Source organism: Catenulispora pinisilvae, assembly GCF_015356865.1.
GTDB lineage: Bacteria > Actinomycetota > Actinomycetes > Streptomycetales > Catenulisporaceae > Catenulispora > Catenulispora pinisilvae.
The window spans coordinates 1-22650 of sequence record NZ_JAAFZA010000118.1; the positions used below are offsets into that span (position 1 = coordinate 1).

Annotated in this window: 19 protein-coding genes; 8 read left to right on the plus strand and 11 right to left on the minus strand. The window is 69.5% G+C overall.

Going from position 1 to position 22650, the window contains the following annotated elements; translation table 11 throughout:
- Positions 1-923 precede the first annotated feature (923 nt).
- The 5 genes from IZR01_RS28220 to IZR01_RS28240 form a co-directional block, all read right to left on the minus strand.
- Positions 924-1598: a DUF1707 SHOCT-like domain-containing protein gene (locus IZR01_RS28220; RefSeq protein ID WP_194925609.1), complete on the minus strand. Its 675-nt coding sequence runs from the start codon at positions 1596-1598 to the stop codon at positions 924-926.
- Positions 1599-1625: 27 nt separating this feature from the next.
- Entirely contained in the window at positions 1626-2408 is a 783-nt protein-coding gene (locus IZR01_RS28225; protein ID WP_194895462.1) for a 3-oxoacyl-ACP reductase, read from the minus strand.
- 78 nt (positions 2409-2486) lie between these two features.
- Positions 2487-3845 carry an aldehyde dehydrogenase family protein gene (locus tag IZR01_RS28230; protein ID WP_194925610.1) on the minus strand — a complete coding sequence of 453 codons (1359 nt, stop codon included), beginning with the start codon at positions 3843-3845 and terminating at the stop codon, positions 2487-2489.
- 3 nt (positions 3846-3848) lie between these two features.
- Entirely contained in the window at positions 3849-4589 is a 741-nt protein-coding gene (locus tag IZR01_RS28235) for a gamma-glutamyl-gamma-aminobutyrate hydrolase family protein (RefSeq protein ID WP_194895460.1), read from the minus strand.
- A 6-nt stretch (positions 4590-4595) separates the two neighbouring features.
- Positions 4596-5963 (minus strand): glutamine synthetase family protein, encoded by a 1368-nt coding sequence (locus IZR01_RS28240; RefSeq protein WP_194895459.1) that lies wholly within the window; start codon positions 5961-5963, stop codon positions 4596-4598.
- A 317-nt stretch (positions 5964-6280) separates the two neighbouring features.
- Between IZR01_RS28240 and IZR01_RS28245 the strand changes: the two genes are divergently transcribed.
- The 5 genes from IZR01_RS28245 to IZR01_RS28265 all read left to right on the plus strand — a co-directional run bounded on the left by IZR01_RS28245 (position 6281) and on the right by IZR01_RS28265 (position 9776).
- The gene (locus IZR01_RS28245) at positions 6281-7120 is read left to right on the plus strand and encodes a phosphatase PAP2 family protein (RefSeq protein ID WP_228554879.1); all 840 of its coding nucleotides are present in this window, start codon (positions 6281-6283) and stop codon (positions 7118-7120) included.
- Positions 7117-7356 carry a heavy-metal-associated domain-containing protein gene (locus IZR01_RS28250; RefSeq protein WP_194895457.1) on the plus strand — a complete coding sequence of 80 codons (240 nt, stop codon included), beginning with the start codon at positions 7117-7119 and terminating at the stop codon, positions 7354-7356. Before IZR01_RS28245 ends, IZR01_RS28250 begins: the two co-directional genes overlap by 4 nt.
- A gap of 45 nt (positions 7357-7401) precedes the next feature.
- Positions 7402-8136: an alanyl-tRNA editing protein gene (locus IZR01_RS28255; RefSeq protein WP_194895456.1), complete on the plus strand. Its 735-nt coding sequence runs from the start codon at positions 7402-7404 to the stop codon at positions 8134-8136.
- A 101-nt stretch (positions 8137-8237) separates the two neighbouring features.
- Entirely contained in the window at positions 8238-8984 is a 747-nt protein-coding gene (locus IZR01_RS28260; RefSeq protein WP_194895455.1) for a DUF427 domain-containing protein, read from the plus strand.
- A gap of 57 nt (positions 8985-9041) precedes the next feature.
- On the plus strand, positions 9042-9776 hold the full coding sequence (locus IZR01_RS28265; RefSeq protein ID WP_194895454.1) for a DUF899 domain-containing protein: 735 nt from the start codon (positions 9042-9044) through the stop codon (positions 9774-9776).
- A 53-nt stretch (positions 9777-9829) separates the two neighbouring features.
- Here the strand turns inward: IZR01_RS28265 and IZR01_RS28270 are convergent, their stop codons facing one another.
- Positions 9830-10963, minus strand: a complete 1134-nt coding sequence (locus tag IZR01_RS28270) for a winged helix DNA-binding domain-containing protein (protein WP_194925611.1) — start codon at positions 10961-10963, stop codon at positions 9830-9832.
- 128 nt (positions 10964-11091) lie between these two features.
- On the opposite strand from IZR01_RS28270, the gene IZR01_RS28275 reads away from it, so the two are divergent.
- A complete protein-coding gene (locus tag IZR01_RS28275; RefSeq protein ID WP_194925612.1) occupies positions 11092-11385 on the plus strand; it encodes a hypothetical protein in 294 nt (97 codons plus the stop codon).
- Here the strand turns inward: IZR01_RS28275 and IZR01_RS28280 are convergent.
- The 4 genes from IZR01_RS28280 to IZR01_RS28295 all read right to left on the minus strand — a co-directional run bounded on the left by IZR01_RS28280 (position 11363) and on the right by IZR01_RS28295 (position 18079).
- Positions 11363-13048 (minus strand): ArnT family glycosyltransferase, encoded by a 1686-nt coding sequence (locus IZR01_RS28280; RefSeq protein ID WP_194925613.1) that lies wholly within the window; start codon positions 13046-13048, stop codon positions 11363-11365. The two genes, IZR01_RS28275 and IZR01_RS28280, sit on opposite strands and share 23 nt — an antisense overlap.
- Positions 13049-13137: 89 nt before the next feature.
- Entirely contained in the window at positions 13138-15147 is a 2010-nt protein-coding gene (gene dxs, locus IZR01_RS28285) for a 1-deoxy-D-xylulose-5-phosphate synthase (RefSeq protein ID WP_194925614.1), read from the minus strand.
- Positions 15148-15416: 269 nt separating this feature from the next.
- Complete coding sequence (locus IZR01_RS28290) at positions 15417-16757, minus strand: DUF1501 domain-containing protein (RefSeq protein ID WP_194925615.1); 1341 nt, start codon at positions 16755-16757, stop codon at positions 15417-15419.
- 41 nt (positions 16758-16798) lie between these two features.
- Positions 16799-18079: a DUF1800 domain-containing protein gene (locus IZR01_RS28295; protein ID WP_194925616.1), complete on the minus strand. Its 1281-nt coding sequence runs from the start codon at positions 18077-18079 to the stop codon at positions 16799-16801.
- A gap of 81 nt (positions 18080-18160) precedes the next feature.
- On the opposite strand from IZR01_RS28295, the gene IZR01_RS28300 reads away from it, so the two are divergent.
- A complete protein-coding gene (locus tag IZR01_RS28300) occupies positions 18161-18748 on the plus strand; it encodes a hypothetical protein (RefSeq protein ID WP_194895446.1) in 588 nt (195 codons plus the stop codon).
- Positions 18749-18813: 65 nt separating this feature from the next.
- On the opposite strand, the gene acnA is transcribed toward IZR01_RS28300, so the two are convergent.
- The gene (gene acnA, locus IZR01_RS28305; RefSeq protein ID WP_194895464.1) at positions 18814-21459 is read right to left on the minus strand and encodes an aconitate hydratase AcnA; all 2646 of its coding nucleotides are present in this window, start codon (positions 21457-21459) and stop codon (positions 18814-18816) included.
- Between the two features lie 184 nt (positions 21460-21643).
- Between acnA and IZR01_RS28310 the strand changes: the two genes are divergently transcribed.
- Positions 21644-22435 carry an LCIB family protein gene (locus IZR01_RS28310; protein WP_194895445.1) on the plus strand — a complete coding sequence of 264 codons (792 nt, stop codon included), beginning with the start codon at positions 21644-21646 and terminating at the stop codon, positions 22433-22435.
- Positions 22436-22650: the final 215 nt, after the last annotated feature.

Here is a 22650-nt window from a genome sequence, read left to right on the forward strand (position 1 = left end):
CGGCAGTGGCTCAGGTGGGCATTGTGGGTTGGCGGGTGCGGATGGCTGCCAAGATGGTTTTCTCCCCCGTTTAAGTTGTGCCTGGTGAGCAGGTGTGTTGGTGTCGAGGTTGTGTCGGTCCGACACGCCTGAGCGCGTGTTGATCTTCATGGATGTGAGAATCCGGCCATCCCATGGCCGCTCTTTCACATCCATCAGGCGTGACCCCGCACCCGGGCGTGTCGCAGGGCCCATATCGCGCTCACCAACACCCTCACCGGCAGCGACATTGCTAACCGGTGTCCACGGGCCCTTCGATTGCCATTCTTCCGGCTGGTTTTCGGTTCGTTCCCCTCGGTCGCGTCGGCAGGGCTTCGCCTACAGTGCCGGTGGCCGGGGGTCAAGTTCGCGCTATCAAAAACCGCAGCTCACACACCCAACCGCAGCCGCGCGGACTTTACCCCCGGACACCGGTGCTGTACCCCTTGGGGCTGACGACGCGACCGTGGGGAACGGACCGCACCACCTCAGGGACCGCAGCCGCTGAGACTGACCCAGCCACCCGAGGGAACCGCGCTAGTTTCCCTGAGGTTGCCGAGGCCCGCCGGAGGCCCGGCCCTTCATCACAGCTCTTGACCTTGCGCTGGCTTGCTGGAGTTGAAGAGGCCTGAGGTGCGGCGGGGTTGTGCACGCGGGAACCGGCAGCCGACAAACACACCCACCGACCCGAACCCCGAACCGGCACAACCATGACCGAAGGCCGTAAAAAGCTTTGAACCCACACCCCAACCGCGACCCGGCCCGCAAACTCCAGCCCACAGCACCAGTCCGCAACGAACCCCGCCCGACGACCGGCGCGCCGCGAACCACGCCCCGAACCACGCCCCGAACCACGTCATGAACCACAGTCCCGAACTACCAGGCAAAAGCCGCCCGAAAAGGCACTAGCCCTCAATCTCCCCATACCGGCCCCGGTCGAGGCGGTTGTCCGGATCCTGCTTGGCCTCCCGGTGCGCCTTACGCTTGACGTCCACGCCGCCCATCAGCGCGAAGCCCCGGACGTGCAGGGTCGGCGCGTCGGGGTCGACCGGGCCGACCGGGGTGCCGGAGTAGCCGCCCATGAAGCCGAATCCGTGTACCTGGACGTTCAGTCCCTCGGGCACGATGATCTCGATGCCGCCCATGATGCAGGAGGCGTTGATCGTGACCTCGCGGTCCTCGTACTCGGCGTCGCGCAGGTCGAGTTCGATGCCGCCCATCATGGCGAACGCGATGTAGCTCTTGGGCACCACCCAGGCGCCCTTGTTGTCCGAACCGCCCATGAACACGAAGGACTTGCGGCGCCGGGGCTTCATCCCGACGCGCCACCGGCCGCGGGCCTTGGCGGCCGGGGCCGGGACGGGCCCCGGCGCGCCGGCCGCGGGCAGGTCCCGGGTGATCGGCTCCAGTTCGGCATAGGTCTTGGCGGTGTAGACCGCGGTGATGCGGTCCTCCAGCTCGTCCAGGGCGAGCCGGCCCTCGCCGGCCGCGTCGCGCAGGCGTTCGGCGACCTGGTCCCGATCGGCGTCGGAAACGCGCAGCTGCCGCGGGTCGATCGGCTCGGGGACGTTGCTCGTCATGGAGTAGACCTTACAAGAGTGGAGGTGTCACAGGGCGGTGACGTATGCGCCACTGATCCCGCCGTCGACGAGGAAGTTCGACGCGGTCACGAAGGAGGCGTCGTCGCTGGCCAGGAAGGCGACCGCGGCGGCGATCTCCTCGGGCTCGGCGAAGCTCCCGCGCGGGACGTGCACCAGGCGCCGGGCGGCCCGCTCGGGGTCCTTGGCGAACAGCTCCTTCAGCAGCGGGGTGTTCACCGGTCCCGGGGACAACGCGTTCACCCTAATGCCCTGCCTGGCGAACTGCACCCCGAGCTCCCGGGACATCGCCAGCACCCCGCCCTTGGACGCGGTGTAGGAGATCTGCGAGGTGGCCGAGCCCAGGGTGGCCACGAACGAGGCGGTGTTGATGATCGAGCCGCCCCGGCCGGTGGCCTCGAACTGCCGCCGCATGTACGGGATGACCGCCTTGCAGCACAGGTACACCGAGGTCAGGTTGACCTTCTGCACCCGGTCCCAGGCCTCGATCTCGGTGGTCAGGATCGAGTCGTCGTCCGGCGGGGAGATGCCGGCATTGTTGAACGCGACGTCCACGCTGCCGTAGGTGTCCACGGCGGTCTGGAACAGCGCCGCCACCCGCTCGGCGTCGGTGACGTCGGTCCGCACGAACAGCCCGCCCACCTCCTCGGCCGCGGCCTTGCCGGCTACCTCGTCGAGGTCGGCGAGCACCACGTGCGCGCCCTCGGCGGCGAACCGCCGCGCGGTGGCCATCCCGATCCCGCCGGTGCCCCCGGTGATGACGGCCACCCGGCCGGCCAGACGCTCGGTCATGTCTCTCCTGTTCACAACGGTCTTAAAACGGTCGCTGCTTTTCGTTCTCAAAACGGTCGCTGCTCATCAAACGGTCGCTCACAACGCGATGAAGATGTTCTTGGTCTCGGTGAACGCCGCCAGCGCGTCCGGGCCGAGTTCCCGGCCGAGGCCGGACTGCTTGTAGCCGCCGAAAGGCGTGGAGTACCGCACCGAGGAGTTCGAGTTCACCGACAGGTTCCCGGCCTGCACGGCCCGGGAGACCCGCAGCGCCCGGGACAGGTCGCGGGACCAGATCGAGCCGGACAGCCCGTACCGGGTCAGGTTGGCCAGTTCGATCAGCTGCTCCTCGGAGAAGAACGGCGTCACGGTCACCACCGGCCCGAAGACCTCCTCGCACTGGATCTCATCGCCGGGCGCCACATCGGTGACCACCGTCGGCGGGAACCAGAACCCCGCGCCGCCGGGGACCTCGCCCTGATAGGCGATCCGCTCGGCCGGGACCCGGCTGACGAAGCCGGACACCCGCTCGTGCTGCGCCGCCGAGATCAGCGGACCCATCTCGGTCTTCTCGTCCAGCAGGTCGCCGACGACCACACCCCGGCAGGCGTTGAGGAAGTGGTCCATGAACTCGTTGTACGCCGAAGCCTCGACGTAGATCCGGGACCGCGCGCAGCAGTCCTGGCCGGCGTTGTCGAAGACGCCGTAAGGGGCCGAGGCAGCCGCCTTCTCGATGTCGGCGTCGGCGAAGACGATGTTCGGGCTCTTGCCTCCGAGCTCCAGCGTCACCCGCTTCACCCGCGCCGCGCACTGCGCCATGACCGCCTGGCCGACCTTCGAGGAGCCGGTGAACACGATCTTGCGGACGTCCGGATGCTCCACCAGCCGCGCCCCGGCCTCCGGACCGAAGCCGGGCACCACCTGTAGCACGCCCTCCGGCAGCCCGGCTTCGAGCCCGATCTCGGCCAGCCGCACCGCGGTCAGCGGCGTGGTCTCGGCCGGCTTGAGCACCACGGTGTTGCCGGCCGCGAGCGCCGGCGCGAACCCCCACGCGGCGATCGGCATCGGGAAGTTCCACGGCACGATCACGCCGACCACGCCGAGCGGTTCGGCGACGGTCAGGTCCAGACCGCCGGCGACCGGGATCTGCCTGCCGAACAAGCGCTCCGGCGCCGCCGAGTAGTACGTGAGGACGTCGCGCACGTTGCCGGCTTCCCAGCGCGCGTTGGAGATGGTGTGGCCGGCGTTCTCCACCTCGATCCGGGCCAGCTCCTCGCTGTGCGCCTCGACCAGGTCGGCGAAGCGGCGCAGCAGCCGGGCCCGGTCGGCCGGGGCCAGGTCCCGCCAGGCCGGGAAGGCCTCCCGGGCCCGGGCCACGGCGTCGTCGACGCCTTCGGCGGAGGTCATCTCGACGCTGCGGAAGACGGCCCCGGTGGCCGGGTTGATCAGGTCGTACACGCGCTATCGTCCTTTGGCGTAACGGGTCGCGGCATCGGTCAGCGACCGGAAGAGCTCGGGCTTGCTGTCCTCCTCGGGATGCCATTGCACCCCGACGACGAAGTCCTTGGCCGGCATCCACGCGGCCTCGATCAGGCCGTCCGGGGCGTTGCCCGAGGATTCCAGGCCCTCCCCCAGTTTGTCGATGCCTTGATGGTGGTGACACCAGGCGATGATGTGCGCGCCGAGATATCTGCCGGGCGGCGCGGCCGGGTCCAGGTCGATCCGGACCGCGGCGTACTGGCCGACCTGCTGGCGGTGCGCGTCGCCGTGCACGGCCTCGTCGGGCAGGTGCTGGCGCAGCGTGCCGCCGCGTGCGGCGTTCAGCAGCTGGAAGCCGCGGCAGACGGCCAGCACCGGGAGGTTCTGCTCCAGCGCGGCGGCGAGCAGCGCGTACTCCCACGCGTCACGGGCCTTGCGCGGGGTGTCGGTGTCGAGGTGCCGTACGGCGCCGTAGCCGGCCGGGTCGATGTCCGGACCGCCGGTGAGGACCAGGCCGTGCAGGACGGAGACCACTCGCCGGGCCTCGGTTTCGAGCTCTTCGGCGTCGTGCTCCAGGTGCTGCGGCAACAGCAGCGGGCTCCCGCCGGCTCGCGTCACCGAGTCGATGTAGGCGTGCGGGAGCAACGAGGCGGGGACGTTCTTCCACGCGCCCCACGTGGCGGTCTCCTGGTACATGCTCAGTCCGATGAGAGGCGCCGGCATGCGGCCTCACATCCTTTCGAAGGAACGGAACCGCTCCCAGTCGGTCACGGTCGACTGGAAGGCCGCGAGTTCCACGCGGCCCATGGTGATGTAGTGCTCGACGACGTCGTTGCCCAGGGCCTCCCGGGCCGGCTCGCTCCAGGAGAAGTAGTCGACGGCTTCGCTGAGCGCGTCCGGCACCCGGGGGATGTCGGCTTCGTAGGCGTTCCCGGTGAACTCCGGCGGCAGCTTCAGTTCCCGGTCGATCCCGGCCAACCCGGCGGCGATCATCGCGGCGACCGCCAGGTAGGGGTTGACGTCTCCGCCGGGCACGCGGTTCTCCACCCGCAGCGACTGGCCCTGGCCCACGACCCGCATCGAGCAGGTGCGGTTGTCGCGGCCCCAGGCGATGCCGGTGGGGGCGAAGGAGCCGTGTGCGTAACGCTTGTAGGAGTTGATGTTCGGCGCGTACAGCAAGGTGAAGTCCCGCAGGAACGCCAGTTGCCCGGCCAGGAAGTGCTCCATCATCTCCGAGAAGCCGTACGGCCGCTCAGGATCGGCCATCACCGGGGCGTCGCCGGGGCCGCGCAGGCTGAGGTGGATGTGGCAGGAGTTGCCCTCGCGGTGGTCGTACTTCGCCATGAAGGTGAGGGACTTGCCCTCCTGCATCGCGATGGTCTTCGCGCCGTTCTTGTAGATCACGTGGTTGTCGCAGCTGGTCAGCGCGTCCCGGTAGCGGAAGCCGATCTCCTGCTGGCCGAGGTTGCACTCGCCCTTGGCGGACTCCACATACATGCCGGCGCCGGCCATACCGGTGCGGATCCGCTTGAGGAGCGGCTCGACCAGGGCGCCGCCGAGCATCGAGTAGTCGCCGTTGTAGTGGACCGAGGGCTGCATGTCACGGTAGCCCTTGCGCCAGGCGTCCTGGTAGGAGTCGTCGAAGACGATGAACTCCAGCTCGGTGCCGACGTAGGCGGTCCAGCCGCGCTCGGCGAGGCGGTCCAGTTGCTTCTTCAGGATCTGGCGCGGGCTCTGCACGACCGGCTCGCTGTGGTGGTCGACCACGTCGGCCAGCACCAGCGCGGTGCCCGGCTCCCAGGGGACGTTGCGGAGCGTGCTCAGATCCGGCTTGAGCACGAAGTCGCCGTAGCCGGCCTCCCAGCTGGCGTTGGCGTAACCGTCGACCGGGGTCATGTCGACGTCCACGGCCAGCAGGTAGTTGCACGCCTCGGCCTCGTGCGCGGCCACCTCGTCGAGGAAGAACTCCGCCGACAACCGTTTACCCTGCAAGCGTCCCTGCATGTCGGTCATGGCCAGTTGGACGGTGTCGACGCGGCCGACCGAGATCAGGTCGCGGAGTTGCTGGAGTGTGAGCATGCCGGTGCGCGCGGGCATAGGTGCCTACCTCGGGTCAACGCTTGGCGGGCACGGGGACGGTGACCGCGGGCTGTGTGACGTTCAGGGTTTTGCGACGGTGCTGACGGTACAGGCTCATACCCTGGTGTGCGGTGGGGGGTCCAGTCAAGATCCGTTGTGATCGCGCGGGTACGGGCGGTTCGGAGCTGCGCGGACGCGGTGCGGCAGGCGGTGTGGCGGGCAGTGCGGCGGGAGGTGCTGGGCGTCGGCGGCAGCCGGGCGTCCGTTCCCCTGATGGCAACGTTAAGCTGGGCCATTGATCACCGCTGAGCCTTCTGGAGTCCCCCGTGCACTGGATGATGCCTTATCAGATGGCGTTCTGGCTGTGCGGCATCCTGATGGTGCTGGCGGCGGGCATGTACTTCTCACGTAAGCCCGTGCTCGTGAAGTACCTGCCGTTCCCGCGCGAGCTGGGGACCGTGCTCGGGCTGTTCGGGCTGTGGCAGGTCGCCGGGCAGCTGTCGGTGATGAAGGTCGACGGCGCGCTGAGCCGCGGCAAGTGGATCTGGGACACCGAGCGGGACCTGTTCCTGCCCAGCGAGCACTGGGTGCAGGGGCTGTTCTTCCCGGCGCACCCGACCGTGGTGAAGTTCTTCAACCTGTACTACGCCTCGATGCACTTCACCTGCATGATCATTTTCTTGATCTGGCTGTTCGTCCGGCACCGCGAGCACTACGCCCGGGCCCGCACGACGATGGCCATGGCCACCGCCTTCGCGCTGGCGATCCAGCTGGTCCCGGTGGCGCCGCCGCGGATGATCGCCGAGGCGAACCTGACGGACACCGCGCTGTACTTCCACCAGTCGGTCTACGGGGCGATGGACGCCAACTCCCCGGACCAGCTCTCGGCGATGCCCTCGGTGCACGTGATCTGGGCGGTCCTGGTCGGCTACACGGTCTGGCGGGTCTCGCCGAGCAAGTGGCGCTGGATCGGCCCGCTGCACACGGTCCTGACCGTCACCGTCGTCCTGGTCACCGCGAACCACTACTGGGCCGACGGCATCGTCGGGGTGGCGCTCCTGCTTCTTTCGGCGGGAATCCAGGCCGGGGTGCGGCGTGGCGCCCGCTGGATCCGGTCTGGCCGCGTAGCGTCGGCCGCGCTAACCGAACCCGAACTTGCCAGGAGCAGTGGATGACCGCCGTCGCCGACACCAGCGCCGACCCGAGTGCCAGCACCGTCGCCTACAGCGTGCTGGGCATGAGCTGCGGGCACTGTAGCGCGGCCGTCACCGAGGCGCTGACCGCGCTGCCCGGGGTGAGCGCGGTCGAGATCGACCTGCCGGGCAAGCGGGCGGTGGTGACCAGCGCGGCTCCGCTGGAGGTCGCCGTGGTGCGGGACGTCATCGAGGACGCCGGCTACCAGCTAGTCTGAGCGATTCCGCGTCGTCCCCCGAAGCCCGCGGATTACGCTTCGGCCATGACGGCGACTCCGCATCCGCACACCCAGCGCCTCGACCTCGACGACCAGACCCTGCGCGAATGGGACGCGACCGTCCTGAAGTCCGACGGCGAGGGCATCGTCCTGGACCGCTCCGCCTTCTACCCCGGTGGGGGCGGTCAGCCGCCGGACGAGGGCGTGCTGGTCTGGGGCGGGGTGCGGACCCGGATCGCGGGCGTGCGCAAGGGCGAGGACGTGGTCCTGATCCCGCACGACGAGGACCCGCTGCCGCCGGCCGGGACCGCCGTGCGCGGCGCGCTGGACGACGAGCGCCGCACCTGGCTGATGCGCACCCACTCCGGCCTGCACCTGCTGTCCGGCGTCGTCTTCCGGGACTTCGGGGCGCTGGTCACCGGCGGCAATATGGAGCCGGGATCGGCACGCATGGACTTCAACCTCCCCGAGGTGCCGCCGGACTTCAAGGCCCGGATCGAGGAGCTGTGCAACGTCGAGGTGGCCCAGGACCGGCGGATCGAGGTGAAGGTGCTGCCCCGCGAGGAGGCCTTCGCGATCCCGGACATCATCCGCACGGCGACCAACCTCGTGCCGCCGGAGCTGACGGAAGTGCGGATCGTCGACATCGTCGGGCTGGACACTCAGGCCGATGGCGGAACCCATGTCGAGTCGACGAGATGGATCGGCAAGATCGAGGTGTTGAAGGTGGAGAACAAGGGCAAGGGCTTCCGGCGCTTGCGCATTGCCATCCGTGACTGACTGTTACTGACTGTGACCGACCACCGTGCCTGATCACCGAGCCCGATCATGACGGCTGATCTTCGGCGCGGTATCGGTCAGATCCGAAAGGCGGCAGGACCATGGCCGACAACGCCCGCGGGCGCGTGAAAGTGGAGACCGGCGCCAAGCGCGTGCGGCTCTATCTGGAGAACCGGCTGGTGGCGGACACGCTGCGGCCGCTGCTCGTCTGGGAGAAGCCGTTCTACCCGACCTACTACGTACCGGCCAAGGACGTGCTCGCCGAGTTGAAGCCGACCGGGGAGTCCGAGCACTCGCCGAGCCGCGGCGACGCCCAGGTGCACGACGTGCTGGTCGGCGGCGCGACGGCGGCCGGCAAGGCCCGCACGGTGCCGGAGTCGCCGCTGGAGGAGCTGCGGGACGCGGTCCGCTTCGACTTCGACGCCTTCGACTGGTTCGAGGAGGACGAGCCGATCTACACGCACCCGCGCGACCCGTACAGCCGGATCGACGTGCTGGCCTCCAGCCGGCACTTCCGGGCCGAGCTGGACGGGGTGGTACTGGCCGACTCGCCGAACAGCATGATCTTGTTCGAGACCGGACTGCCGCCGCGCTACTACGTGCCGATCACGGCGCTGAACCAGGACGTCCTGCGGCCGTCGGAGACGGTGACGCACTGCCCGTACAAGGGGGCGGCGACGTATTGGTCGGTGCAGATCGGCGAGCAGGTGCACAACGACATCATCTGGGGCTACCGGACGCCGTTCCCGGAGGTCCAGAAGATCACCGGGTTGGCGGCCGTCTACAACGAGAAGGTCGACATCTACCTGGACGACGTTCTCCAGGAGCGGCCGAAGTCTCGGTACTGACGGCTCGTGCCGCCGGGGTGCCGATTCCTGTCAGACCCCGGCGGTACCGTGCGCCCCATGAGCCTTCCCGATGTCGTGACCAGGGAAGAGTGGCTTGCCTCGCGCAAGTCCCTCCTGGCCAAGGAGAAAGAGCTGAGAAGGGCGCAGGACGCCCTCAACACCGAGCGCCGGTCGCTGCCGATGGTCCGGGTCGACAAGAAGTACACGTTCATCGGGCCCGATGGCGAGGTCGGGCTGCTGGACCTGTTCTCCCAGCGCCATCAGCTGATCGTGCAGCATGTCATGTTCGACCCGGAGTGGGACGCGGCCTGTCCGAACTGCACGGCCGGGATCGACGAGATGTCCGGCGGGCTGTTCCGCCACCTGGAGGAGCGCGAGACGCGGTACGTGTTCGTGGCCCGCGCGCCGTACGAGAAGCTCGCCGCCTACAGCGCGACGCGTGGCTGGGACCTGCCCTTCTACTCCGCGCAGCACAGCGACTTCAACTACGACTTCAACGTCTCCTTCCGCCCCGGCGAGCCGGTGACCTGGAACTACCGCGACGAGGCCGAGCTGCGGGCGGCGGGCCTGGGCGGGTACGCCGACGACCCGGGCGAGCAGCCGGGGATGAGCTGCTTCCTCCGCGTCGGCGAGGACGTGTTCCACACCTACTCGACGTACGCTCGCGGGGTGGACTTCGCCGGGTCGTACTCGATCCTGGACATCACGGCGCTGGGCCGGCAGGAGGAGTGGGAGGAGCCGAAGGGGCGGGCGACCGCGCTGAAGAACATCTTCCCGATGTTCGAGAGCTGAGGTCCTGCCCCAACCGGCGACGCGTCGAGGATCAGTCGGCGGTCAGTCGGCAATCAGTCGGCGATCACGACCGCGTGTGAGGCGGAGTCCGGGGCCTGCGACCGCAGCACCCGCTCCGCCTCCGCGGTCAGCGCCTTGGCGTCGGCCTTGGCCAGCTTGTGGAACGGCTCCAGGGTGAGCGTTGCGGTCTTCTTCTTCGCCTCCACCGACCAGATGCCCGCGACATAGCCGCCGATCAGGAACGACGGCAGGATCTGCAAGTTCTTGCCGTTGTAGACGCGCTCCCAGTACTCGCGGGAGATGATGCGCTGACGGTGCTTCGCGTTGTGCGCCAACAGGATGCTGTCGAAGCGCGGGAGCAGGCGCGGCGGGGCCTTGGCGGCCGGGTCGGCGAGTTCGGCGTCGGGGAGGTCGTAGAGGATGCGACCGGCTTCGTCGGTGTAGGTGACCAGATCCGTGAAGCCTTCGAGGATCGGGCGGGCACGGGTCACCTTGAGCCCGAGCCACGCCGCGGTGTCGTCCGCGGCGGCCGGGCCGAACGCGGCGAGATGGCGCCGCACGAGGCTGGCGATCGCGGCGTCGGGATCGGCCGCGCGCTCGGGTGAGTACAGGTAGGTCTTGGGACCGGTGGCCGGCGCCCAGCGCCCGTCCGACGGAAAGCGGATCAGGGCATTGCTGCGGTAGATCGGGCGCCAATTGCGGGACTGGTGGTACTCCAGATTGGGCTCGGACATGCGGCCGGGGTTCGCCTCGACCCACTGCGCGGCGAAGTCCGCGAACTCAGCAGCACCGCGCGGCTTCTCAGCCGCGAACTCCAGAACCGCGGCACGCAACGCCCGCATCCCGGGATCCTTGCCCTCGTTACGCGCGGCGACGATATCGGCGTCGGTCGCCTCGGAGACGGCGGCGTAGAGCGGATGCTCCGCCCTGCTGACGGCGTGCACGGTGCCGCGGATCGAGGAGCCGACGACGAGTTCGCGGCGCTCGAAGGCGTCGTAGACGGACTCCAGGCTCGCGGTGCGGTTGCGGGTGATGAGCGAGATCGCGACGGCCGGCCAGTACTGCGCTTGGATCGCGCCGATCGCCTCGACGGTGTCGGCCAGGGCGCCGGCGTGCGGCGTCAGCAGGCCCTGGCGGGCCAGCAGCGTGCGGTTCAGCGTGTCCTGGGTGAGTACCGTCGGCGACATGGGGTCGATTATCCCCGGCGGCGCGTCAGTGGACGTCAGGGAACCGTGTCCAGGAGCGCGCGGATGGTTCGGCGCGCGGCGGGGACCTTGCGGCCCGCCTCCAATTCCTGGCGGTGGCGGGTCCGCCGATGTGGATCGCCGACATCGCCCGGGTGCTGCACGATCAGCTCGGGGCGGCAGGCAGGCGGGTCCCGACGCGGGCGCTGCCGAATGCGTTGGTACGGGTGGCGGCGCTGTTCGACTCGTCGCTGCGGCCGTATCTGCCGGAGCTCGGGAAGGTCAAGCCCGTGGACGGCGGAAAGGCGCGGCGGGTACTCGGGTGGGAGCCGCGGTCTGCCGAGGAGGCGATCCTCGCCAGTGCCGAGAGCCTGATCGAGCGCGGGCTCGTGAAAGCCGCCGCTAGCTCCCATCAGACGGATTGAGGAAATCCCACTGGTTCTTGTCCCACACGTCCTGCATCCCGTCGTCGACTATCGTCTGCGCCCAGACCCGCAGCCCGTCCGGCTTCGTGAGCTGATAGATGAACGTGTGGTCGACGCCCTTGCGCAGCGAGTAGTAGTTGTTCACCAGGTCCGCGATGACGCCGATGTCCTTGGGCTGGTACGGCTTGCCCCAGGAGTCGTCGACGAACAGTTCCGGCTCCTGCCCCTTCCTCTGAAGGTTCAGGATGTCCTGGGCCATGCCGACGATCGGGCTGTTCGGCGTGTAGACGATCGGGGGCACGCTGGTCTGGTCGCCGCCGCCGGCGAAGCCGGACAGGAAGCCGGCGGTGATGAAGCGGCTGGCCGGGATCTGGCCCGACATGAAGTAGATCGAGGGGTCCATGCCCCAGACGATGATGGGCTCCGACTTGCCGGGACCGGCCACCTTCTGCACCTCCTGGGCCACTTCCCAGTTGTGCTCCATGTCCGTGCGCGGCCAGGTGAACGCCAGCGTCAGGAACAGCGTCGCGGTGGTGCCCGTGACGCCGAGCATCGTCCAGCGCAGGCGTGAGCTGTTGCGGTGCAGTGCGCCGGTGGCCAGGATCACGATCGGCGGCAGCATCTGCAGGAAGTAGTGGCCGAAGAAGTGGAAGCCGCTGGAGACGCCCACCGCGGCGCCGGCGAGCCAGAGCCAGAGGTCGGCGTCGGCCTTGATGATGCCGTTGCGGACCGTCATGTACATGATCGACAGGAACGCGGCGGCGGAGGCGCCGGCGAAGATGCCGAAGTTGCCCCAGAACCGGGCCATGATCGTGGCGAAGGAGCCCAGGGAGGTCAGGTAGCCGCTGTTGCCGGTGAAGACCCAGAAGAAGAAGTCGCCGAAGCCGACCCAGAACGCGACGCCGACGATCGGCAGCAGGAACGCGGGGATGACCGTGGCCAGCCCGCGCCAGCGGTGGTCCTTCCACGCGCGCCAGGCGACCGGGAGCATCGTGACGCCCGCGGTCTGCTTGGTCAGGGTGGCCAGGGCCGCCGCCACGCCGGAGCCCGCCAGGAGCGGGATCGCGTGGCCGCGGTTGCGGCGGGCACTGTCGGCGAGCAGGAAGGCCGCACACGTCCACGGCAGCATGAAGACCTCGAACGAGGCCGCCTGTGAGTCTTCGGGAGCCAGGCCCGCGGAGCCGAGGAGGTAGAGCAGACCGGCCCAGACTCCGTGCTGGCCGTAGCGGCGCTTGGCGATCTGGGTGATCAGGATCGCGGTGACGACGTGGACACCGATCGCCAGCACCCGGATGACCACCACCGTGGACAGGCCGTGGTCGCCGAAGAGCTTGAAGACCCAGGCGTAGACGTACGGCAGCAGCGGCGGCTTGCGGTCGACGATGATCTGGTAGAACTGCCCGCTCTCGGTGTTGAGGGCGCGGGCCTGGGTGGCCAGGAAGCCTTCGTCGGGGTTCCAGAAGGTACGGCTGAAGGCCGGCAGGTGCGTGATCGTGGCGACTGCGAGAAACAGGAGGACCACTCGGGTCCAGGACGCCTGAGGCGTGGTCCACACCCGCTGGAAACGCGGGTTGCGCCAAGCGCGCCGGAGCCAGGAGGGCTGCGGCTCCGGGGGTTCTGCCAGGCCCGGGCCAGGTCTTGAGGGAGCGTCGGTGGCGACCATCTTCGTATTACGCCTCGCCGCCCATGGAACAGAGGTTACCTCCCACGCACGGGCGGCCGGGGAGGCAACCCCCTAAGCTCAGCAGACTGCTACAGTGTCGTTACTTTCGGTGCGGCACCGTTGGCCGATACCTCGGTGGCGGCACCGTTCGCGGCGACAGCGTTCGCGGCAGCGGCGTCGGCACGGTTCGCGCCCGGTCCGCCACCGAGCCCGTTGCTCAGCCCGGCGACCAGTCCGACCACCTCGTGCGCGATCCGCTGGCCGGTCAGGCCGATCCGCTCCAGCACCTCGCCGCGGTTGGCGTGGTCCAGGAACTCCGCCGGGACGCCGAAGTCGCGCAGCGGGGTGTACACGCCGGCGTCGCGCAGGATCTGGGCGACCACGCAGCCGACGCCGCCGACCCGGACGTTGTCCTCGACGGTGACCACCAGGCGGTGCTCGGCGGCCAGCATCAGCATCGCCGGGTCCACCGGCTTGACCCAGCGCGGGTCCACGACGGTGGCGCCGATGCCCTGGTCGGCCAGCCGTTCGGCGACGTCCAGGGCGACCCCGGCCATCGCGCCGACGCTGACCAGCAGCACGTCCGGGGCCAGTTCGGTGCCCGCCGTGGTGCGCAGCACGTCCATGGCGCCGGCCTTGGCGACCGCCGGGATGTCCGCGCAGACCGCGCCCTTGGAGAAGCGGATCATGGTCGGGGCGTCGCCGACGTCCAGCGCCTCGCGCAGCTGGGCCCGCAGCTGGGCGCCGTCACGCGGGGCGGCGATGCGCAGGCGGGGCACCACCTGGAAGATCGACATGTCCCAGACGCCGTTGTGGCTGGCGCCGTCGTTGCCGGTGACCCCGGCCCGGTCGGCGATGAAGGTGACGCCCGCGCTGTGCAGGGCGGCGTCCATCAGGACCTGGTCGAAGGCGCGGTTGAGGAAGGTCGCGTAGATCGCCACCACCGGGTGCAGCCCGGCGAAGGCCATGCCGGCCGCGGAGGTGACCGCGTGCTGCTCGGCGATGCCGACGTCGAAGATCCGGTCCGGGTGCGCCTCGGCGAACTTGGCCAGGCCGACCGGGTGCAGCATGGCGGCGGTGATCCCGACCACGTCGTCGCGCTCGGCGCCGACCCGGACCATCTCCTCGGAGAACACCGAGGTCCAGGACTTGCCGGCCGGGACCAGCGGCTGGCCGGTCTCCGGGTCGCTGTCCACGGCGACCTGGTGCAGCTGGTCGTTGACGTTGTTCCGGGCGGCCGGGTAGCCCTCGCCCTTGCGGGTGATGGCGTGCACGATCACCGGGCCGTGGTAGTGCCGGGCCCGGCGCAGCGCGGCCTCCATGCCGGCGATGTCGTGGCCGTCGACCGGGCCGACGTACTTCAGGCCCAGGTCCTCGAACAGGCCCTGCGGGGCCACGATGTCCTTCAGGCCCTTCTTCACGCCGTGCAGCGCCTCGTAGAGCGGGGTGCCGATGACCGGCGTGCGGCCGAGCATGCCCCGGCCCCACTCCAGGAAGCGCTCGTAGCCCTGGGTGGTGCGCAGGGTCGCCAGGTGCTCGGCCAGGCCGCCGATGGTCGGGGAGTAGGAGCGCTCGTTGTCGTTGACCACGATGATCACCGGGCGGTCCTTGGCGGCGGCGATGTTGTTCAGCGCCTCCCAGGCCATCCCGCCGGTCAGGGCGCCGTCCCCGATCACCGCCACGACCTGGCGGTCGGTGACGCCGCGCACCTGGTGCGCCTTGGCGATGCCGTCGGCGTAGGCCAGGGCGGTGGAGGCGTGGGAGTTCTCGATCACGTCGTGCTCGGACTCCGCGCGCGCCGGGTAGCCGGACATCCCGCCGGCGTGCCGCAGCGCCGAGAAGTCACGCCGCCCGGTGAGGAGCTTGTGCACGTAGGACTGGTGGCCGACGTCCCACAAGATGGTGTCCTTGGGCGAGTCGAAGGCCCGGTGCAAGGCGATGGTGAGCTCCACCACGCCCAGGTTCGGGCCGATGTGCCCGCTCGTCTTCGCCACGGTCGGGATCAGATAAGCGCGGATCTCCGCGGCGAGCTCGATGAGCTGCTCGGAGCTGAGCTTGTCCAGATCGCGCGGACCCTGGATCGCCTCCAGCAGTGCCACCCGATCCTCCTTCAGTTGAAACAGACGCCCTGGCTTCCAGTTATACGGCAGAGAGTCTAAGCCCGGCCTGAGCGCCGCCCTGGCGCTTCCACGCTGCTTCTACATGATCTTCACATGGCGCGCGCAGGGTGTTCACACGACGACACCGCCGTTACCGAGCCGCGGCGAACATGAGTTCGGCGCCGCTCCGGGATCGGGCGGCGCCGTGGTGGACGCTCAGCTGCGTTGTGTGCACAGTGTGCGCTGTGTGCCGAGGATCCAGACAGCTGTCACAAGAACGCGAGCCGCGGCTGGTCCTGGCCGAGCACCTGGGCCGGATCCGCGCCGAGCACCTTGTCCAGCAAGGTGGCGTAGACGCTGCGGAAGTCGGTGTTGAACTTCAGGTCGCCGTCGTCCAGATCGGTGAGCGAGGGCTGCTCGCCGTAGAAGCCGCCGTTCACCGGCTCGCCGACGACCAGGACTGGACCGGCGGTGCCGTGGTCGGTGCCCTCGTTGGCGTTGGCCGTCACCCGGCGGCCGAACTCGGTGTAGAGGACGGTGACCACGTTCTTGCCGTGCGGGCCGGCGGCGATGGCGTTCTGGAAGTCCACGACGGCCTTGTCGACCTCGCCCCACAGCTGGGACTGCGTGCCCTTCTCCGCGCTGTGGGTGTCGAAGCCGCCGAGGCTGACGCTGTAGACCCGGGTCGGGACCGAGGCGTTGATGCACTCGGCGACGATGTCCAGCTGTTGAGCCAGCGCTGAGGTCTTCGCGGCCTTGGCGGCGCCGCCGGCGGCGGCTTTGGCCTTGCCCGCAGTCTTGCCCGCAGCCTTGGACGCGGTCTTGCCCGCGGTCGTGGACGCCGAGGCCAGCGCCGGGCTGAAGGTCTTGGCGACGGTGAACAGGTCGGCGACGTCGCGGGAGGCGTAGGCGGCCAGCACGGAGTCCTGCGCCGAGGGCTGGCCCAGCGCCATGAAGCCGTTGTCCAGCGGGCCGGGCTCGGGCAGCCGGAACTGGCCGATCGGCAGCGAACTGCCGGCGGTCTTGGTGCCGCCGAGCAGGGGCGGGAGCGTGCCGCCGACCGAGATCGCCTTCAGGGCCCTGATCTGGTCGTCGGGCTGGGCGTCCAGCCAGCGGCCGAGCCAGCCCGAGCCGGTGGGCTCGCCGGGGGTGGCGGTCTGCCAGATGTCCATGGAGACGAAGTGGCTGTGGTTGGGCTGCGGGTAGCCGACGCCGCGCACCACGGCGCACAGCTTGCGCTGCCACAACTCGTGCAGTCCGGTCATCGCCGGGTTGAAGCCCAGGCCGTCGCCGAGGTCGAGGATGTCGGAGGCGGTGTAGGCGAGGTCCGGGCGGGCGTCGTGATAGGCCGGGTCGGCGTACGGGATCACGGTGTTGAGCCCGTCGTTGCCGCCGTAGAGGGTCACCAGCACCACCACGCCCTGGCCCGGGGTGAGCGGCGAGTGCTGGGCCGCCGCGCCGAGCTGCGCGCCGGAGGTCGTCGGGCCGCCCGGGGTCAGGGTGGGGGCGGCCGCGGGGTGGCCGTGCGAGGAGGAGCACGCGGCCGCGAACGCGCCGGTGGACATGACGCCGGACAACTCCAGGAAGCGGCGGCGGGTCACTGTGTCCATGATCGAGTCCTTAGATTCTGGCTGCGGTGTCGGGCGTGCTTTCAGTTCACGAGGTACTCGGGCGCCAGCAGGGCCAGCGTCACCAGCTGCGCCGGCTCGGCCACGACCTCGTTGAGCGCGGCGGTGCTGCGGTCGGTGAACGCGTCCACGCCGAGCAGGTGCGCCACGGCGTCGATGCGCTGCGATGGGCTGCTGTTCTGGACCTGCGACAGATCGCCCTTGGCCACGGCCCACTGCGCGAAGGCGAAGCGAGTCTGGGACGCGGCGGTGGTCAGCCAGGCCGTGCCCTCGGGCCAGCCGCCGACGTTCGGCGGATAGAAGGGCAGTTGGCCCAGGCCGTTGAGGGCGGTGCGGAGCGCTTGGTCGTCCTTGGAGTTCGCGCTCGCGTCCACCTTGATCTTCAGGGCTCTGAGAACACCGACGACATATTCAGTGGGCTGCTTCACCAAGGCGTAGCGCGCTTGCGGCCCCTGGAAGACGGGGTCGAGGAACAGAGCCCTGAGAAGCGCGGTGACATCGCGGTTCGGACCGTAGGCGGCCAACAGTCGGGCGGAGACGTCGGCCGCGATCGGGCCCGGCATGCCGAAGCGGTCCCAGAACCGGCCGGTGACGAACTTCGGCGAGGCCGGCTGCTGGAGGATCCAGTCGACGAACGAGGTGTCGTCGAAGTCCGCGGTCTTGCCCAGGATCGTCTTGGGGGTGTCGTCGTGCAGCTTGGGGACGAGGGTGGCCTTGCCGTCGCCGTCCAGACGCCAGCCGGTGAGGGCGCGGGCGCCGGCCCGGACGTCGTCCTCGGTGTAGTTGCCGACGCCGAGTGTGAACAGCTCCATCAGCTCGCGGGCCAGGTTCTCGTTCGGCGCCTTGAGCGTGTTGCCCGCGCTGTCCAGCCACAGCATCATCGCCGGATCGCGGACCATCGCGTGCGCCAGGGTGCCGAAATCGCCGCCGCCGAGGGTCCGCATCGTCTGGTTCTGCTGGACCATGAAGCCGGGGCTGGCCACCTTCTGGATCGAGGTGGCGAAGTGCCCGTGGAAGAAGAAGGTGCGCTTCTCCGCCAACGGCTGGGTGACCGCGGCCATCCGGGCCAGCCACCAGCCCACCAGCTGGTAGTCCGACTGCGCGTTGCCCTTCTTGGGCACCTTCATGGCCGGGAAGCCGGGCAACGGCGTCGCGGCGGCACCGGGGTCGGTCCCGGTCGGCGCCAGCAGAGCGGTCACGGTCGCCTCGTACCCGGCCTTCGCGGCGGCGTCGATCTCCGCTCCACTCGCGCCGAACCCGGCGCGCCGCAGCAGATGCGCGACGGCCGATCTGTTCTCGTCCATGCTTGCCCGCTCCCTGCCTCGCTCAATAGCTCACATCCTCAGAATCGAGGAACGGGGTTAAACCGCGGGTAAGAAGACGGCATGTCCTCGGATATGGATCCCCGGCCGACCTCCGACATACAGTTTCAGGAACTGCGCGCGCCGCTGGACGCCTTGGCCGCGCACGAATTCGGGATCGAGAGCGAGATCGACGAGGCGGAGGAGACGGGCGCCATCGGGGACGCAGACGGAGCAGGGGACGCCGACGGGGTTGAGGACGCGGCCGAGGTCGAGGATCAGGCCGAGGAGCCCTTCGTCCCCCTGGGTTCGCAGGACGCACCCGACTCGCCGCCCAACGAACCCATCGGCGGCCACGCGGCCATAGCCCGATCGCTGAGCCCGCCCGCGAACATCCCGAGAGTGCTGCGCAAGGAAGCACGGGCCTTCTACGACGGCGCGATGTTCGCCTACACCGAAGGCGATCTGCTCGGCGCGAGGCTGTCCTTCCTGGCGGTCACCGCGATCGGCGACCCCGACACCGCACCGGCCGCGATGGTCTTCCTCGGTGTGATCGCCGTCCGCCGCCGCGACGTTCCGGAAGCGCGGATGTGGTTCACCCGCGCGGCGACCGGCACCGACCGGCATTGGGCGCTGGTGGCCGTCAACGAGTTGCACCGGCTGGGAGTATGAAGCAGCCCCCGGCCGATCAGGGCCGGGGGCTGCTTCATCAGCGTTCCGCTACTTCATCAGACCACTTACTTCTTCAGCAGGTTCCGCAGCACGTACTGCATGATCCCGCCGTTGCGGTAGTAGTCGGCCTCTCCGGGGGTGTCGATGCGCACCACGGCGTCGAACTCCACATCGCCGGCCTTCACCTTCACCGTGCGCGGGATGCCGCCGTCGTTCAGCGCCTCCAGGCCGGTGATCTCGAAGGTCTCCTCGCCGGTGAGGCCGAGCGAGGCGGCGCTCTGGCCGGCCGGGTACTGGAGGGGGACCACGCCCATGCCGATCAGGTTGGAGCGGTGGATGCGCTCGTAGCTCTCGGCGATGACGGCCTTGACGCCCAGCAGCGCGGTGCCCTTGGCGGCCCAGTCGCGGGAGGAGCCCGAGCCGTACTCCTTGCCGGCCAGGACCACCAGCGCGATGCCGGCGGCCTGGTAGGCCTGGGCGGCGTCGTAGATGGTGCTCTGCTCGCCGGTGAGCAGGTTCTTGGTGAAGCCGCCCTCGACGTCAGTCAGGAGCTGGTTGCGCAGCCGGATGTTCGCGAAGGTGCCGCGGATCATCACTTCGTGGTTGCCGCGGCGGGAGCCGTAGCTGTTGAAGTCCCGGGGCCCGACGCCGTGCTCGGCCAGGTACTTGCCGGCCGGGCTGTCGGCCTTGATGCTGCCGGCCGGGCTGATGTGGTCGGTGGTCACCGAGTCGCCCAGCTTGGCCAGGACGCGGGCGGCGTGGATGTCGGCGACCGGGGCCGGCTCGGCGGCCATGCCCTCGAAGTACGGGGGCTTGCGGACGTAGGTGGAGTCCGTGTCCCACTCGAAGACGTTGCCGGTCGGGGTGGGCAGCGAGCGCCAGCGCTCGTCGCCGTGGAAGACGTCGGAGTAGTCCTTGGCGAACATCTCGGCGGTGATGGCCTGCTCGATGACCGACTGGATCTCCTGCGTGGAGGGCCAGATGTCCTTGAGGAACACCGGCTTCTCGTCCGTGTCGAAGCCCAGGGGCTCGTTCTCGAAGTCGAAGTCCATGGTGCCGGCGATGGCGTAGGCGACGACCAGCGGCGGGGACGCGAGGTAGTTCATCTTCACGTCCGGGTTGATCCGGCCCTCGAAGTTGCGGTTGCCGGACAGCACCGACACCACCGCCAGGTCCGCCTCGTTGACCGCCTTGCTGACCGGCTCCGGCAGCGGGCCGGAGTTGCCGATGCAGGTGACGCAGCCGTAGCCGACCAGGTTGAAGCCGAGCTTGTCCAGGTACGGGGTCAGGCCCGCGCGCTCGTAGTAGTCCGAGACGACCTTCGAGCCGGGCGCCAGGGTGGTCTTGACCCAGGGCTTGGCGTGCAGGCCCTTCTCCACCGCGGCCTTGGCCAGCAGCGCGGCGCCGATCATCACCTGCGGGTTGGAGGTGTTGGTGCAGGAGGTGATCGAGGCGATCACCACCGCGCCGTTGTCGATGACGGCCTGGGTGCCGTCCTCCATCGTGACCGGGGTGGGCTTGGTGCCCTGCGCGGCGTAGGTCGGCAGCACCTCGGCGAACTTGCCCTTGGCCTCGGCCAGGATCACGCGGTCCTGCGGGCGCTTCGGGCCGGCGATCGAGGGCACCACGCTGGCCAGGTCCAGCTCCAGGTACTCGGAGTAGGACGGCTCGCGGGCGGCGTCGTGCCACAGGCCCTGGGCCTTGGCGTAGGCCTCGACCAGCGCCAGCTGCTCGGCCGGGCGGCCGGTGAGCAACAGGTAGCTGATGGTCTCGTCGTCGATCGGGAAGATGGCGCAGGTGGAGCCGAACTCCGGCGACATGTTGCCGATGGTGGCCCGGTTGGCCAGCGGGACGGCCGCGACGCCGGCCCCGTAGAACTCGACGAACTTGCCGACCACGCCGTGCTTGCGCAGCATCTCGGTGATGGTCAGCACCAGGTCGGTGGCGGTGGCGCCGGCGGGCAGCTCACCGTGCAGCTTGAAGCCGACCACCCGCGGGATCAGCATGCTGACCGGCTGGCCGAGCATCGCGGCCTCGGCCTCGATGCCGCCGACGCCCCAGCCCAGCACGCCCAGGCCGTTGACCATGGTGGTGTGCGAGTCGGTGCCGACCAGGGTGTCGGGGTAGGCCTGGCCGTTGCGGTCGAAGACCACCCGGGCCAGGTGCTCGATGTTCACCTGGTGCACGATGCCGGTGCCGGGCGGGACCACCTTGAACTCGTCGAAGGCGGTCTGGCCCCAGCGCAGGAACTGGTAGCGCTCGCGGTTGCGGCCGTACTCGATCTCGACGTTGCGCTCGAAGGCGTCCGGGCGGCCGAAGACGTCGGCGATCACCGAGTGGTCGATCACCAGCTCGGCCGGGGCCAGCGGGTTGATCTTCGCCGGGTCGCCGCCCAGCTCGGCCACGGCCTCGCGCATGGTGGCCAGGTCCACGACACAGGGCACGCCGGTGAAGTCCTGCATGATCACGCGCGCCGGCGTGAACTGGATCTCGGTGTCCGGCTCGGCGTTCGGATCCCACTGGCCCAGAGCCTGGATCTGGGCCGACGTGACATTGGCGCCGTCCTCGGTGCGCAGGAGGTTTTCCAGCAGCACCTTCAGGCTGAAGGGGAGGCGGTCGGAGCCCTCGACGGCGCCGATCCGGAAGATCTCGTACGACTGCGCGCCCACCGCGAGGGTGTCGCGGGCGCCGAAGCTGTTCTTGGAGGTCATTGCCATGGCCCAGCTCTCGCTTGCGGAAAGTATCTCGACATCAAGACACTCTAGTGGGTGCCACCGGGCTGCACCAACCCGGGGGTGTCCGGCACCGCCCGGACCTCGGCCCGCGTGCCGCTGTGAGCACGCTCACCCGGGCGGCGGCTGGCCCGGTCGGGCGAGTCCAGTGACAATCGTGCCAATGGAAGAGATGAGCAGCACCTCGACGGAAGACATGAGCAGCACCCCGACCGCCGCCTCCAAGGTCCTGCGCACCATGTTCCCGTCCGCCATTCCGGCGACCGGTTTCGTGCGCGCCACGCGTGAGCTGCTGGCCCCGCACGGCTTCCACGCGGCCAACACGCTGCCGCTGGTCGCGACCTGCCGGGACGAGCTCGCGGTGACCATCACCGCCCGGCTGTACGACACCTGGGGCGCCGGTTTCAACATGGCCGGCCTGGGCGGGATGTTCGTCCTGGGCCGCACCGGCATCCTCGCCGCCTCCGGCCACGCCCCGGTCGAGGACGGCGTCCGCCGCTTCATCGTGGTGGCACTGCCCCACATAGGGCTGGACTCGCACGGCGTGATCGGCAACGTCGAGCGCCCCGGCGTGCCCGGCGTCTCGCACACCTGCGGCGCGCTGATGGCGCTGCACGACGAGCTGCGCGGCGACAACGCGCCGACCGGTGACTATCCCTTCCTGGACCTGGCCGACCCGGAACAGAGCATGCTCCGCGACCGCATCCCGCCGTTCCTGCCCGCGGGCCCGGTGCCGGACCTGGCCGGGCTCACCCGGATCGCGCGCGACGTGATCACCGCGGACACGCACAAGGTGATCAGCGTGCTGCGCGAGGGGCAGCCGCAGCCGGCGCACGTGGCGGTGTTCACCGGGATCCACATCAACGGTCCCGGCGGGACCGAGTACGTGGAGCCGGGCGCGTGCTACCTGGACCTGGGGACCGACGAGCCCGAGATCGACCTGGTCATCGACTGAGATCGGCTGCGGTCGGCTGAGATCGACTGAGCCGGTCGGCCGACTGACTGGCTAACCGGCCGCCCGGAGCGGCTACCCCGAATGCGCCAACCGGGGAACCGGGCAGCCCACTGATCACCCTGCACACCAGTGGGCTGCCCGTGGCGGCGGCCGGGGGTCCGTGGCCACCGCTTCCCCACTAGTACTACCGCACGCGTCGGGCCGAGGTCACGGTC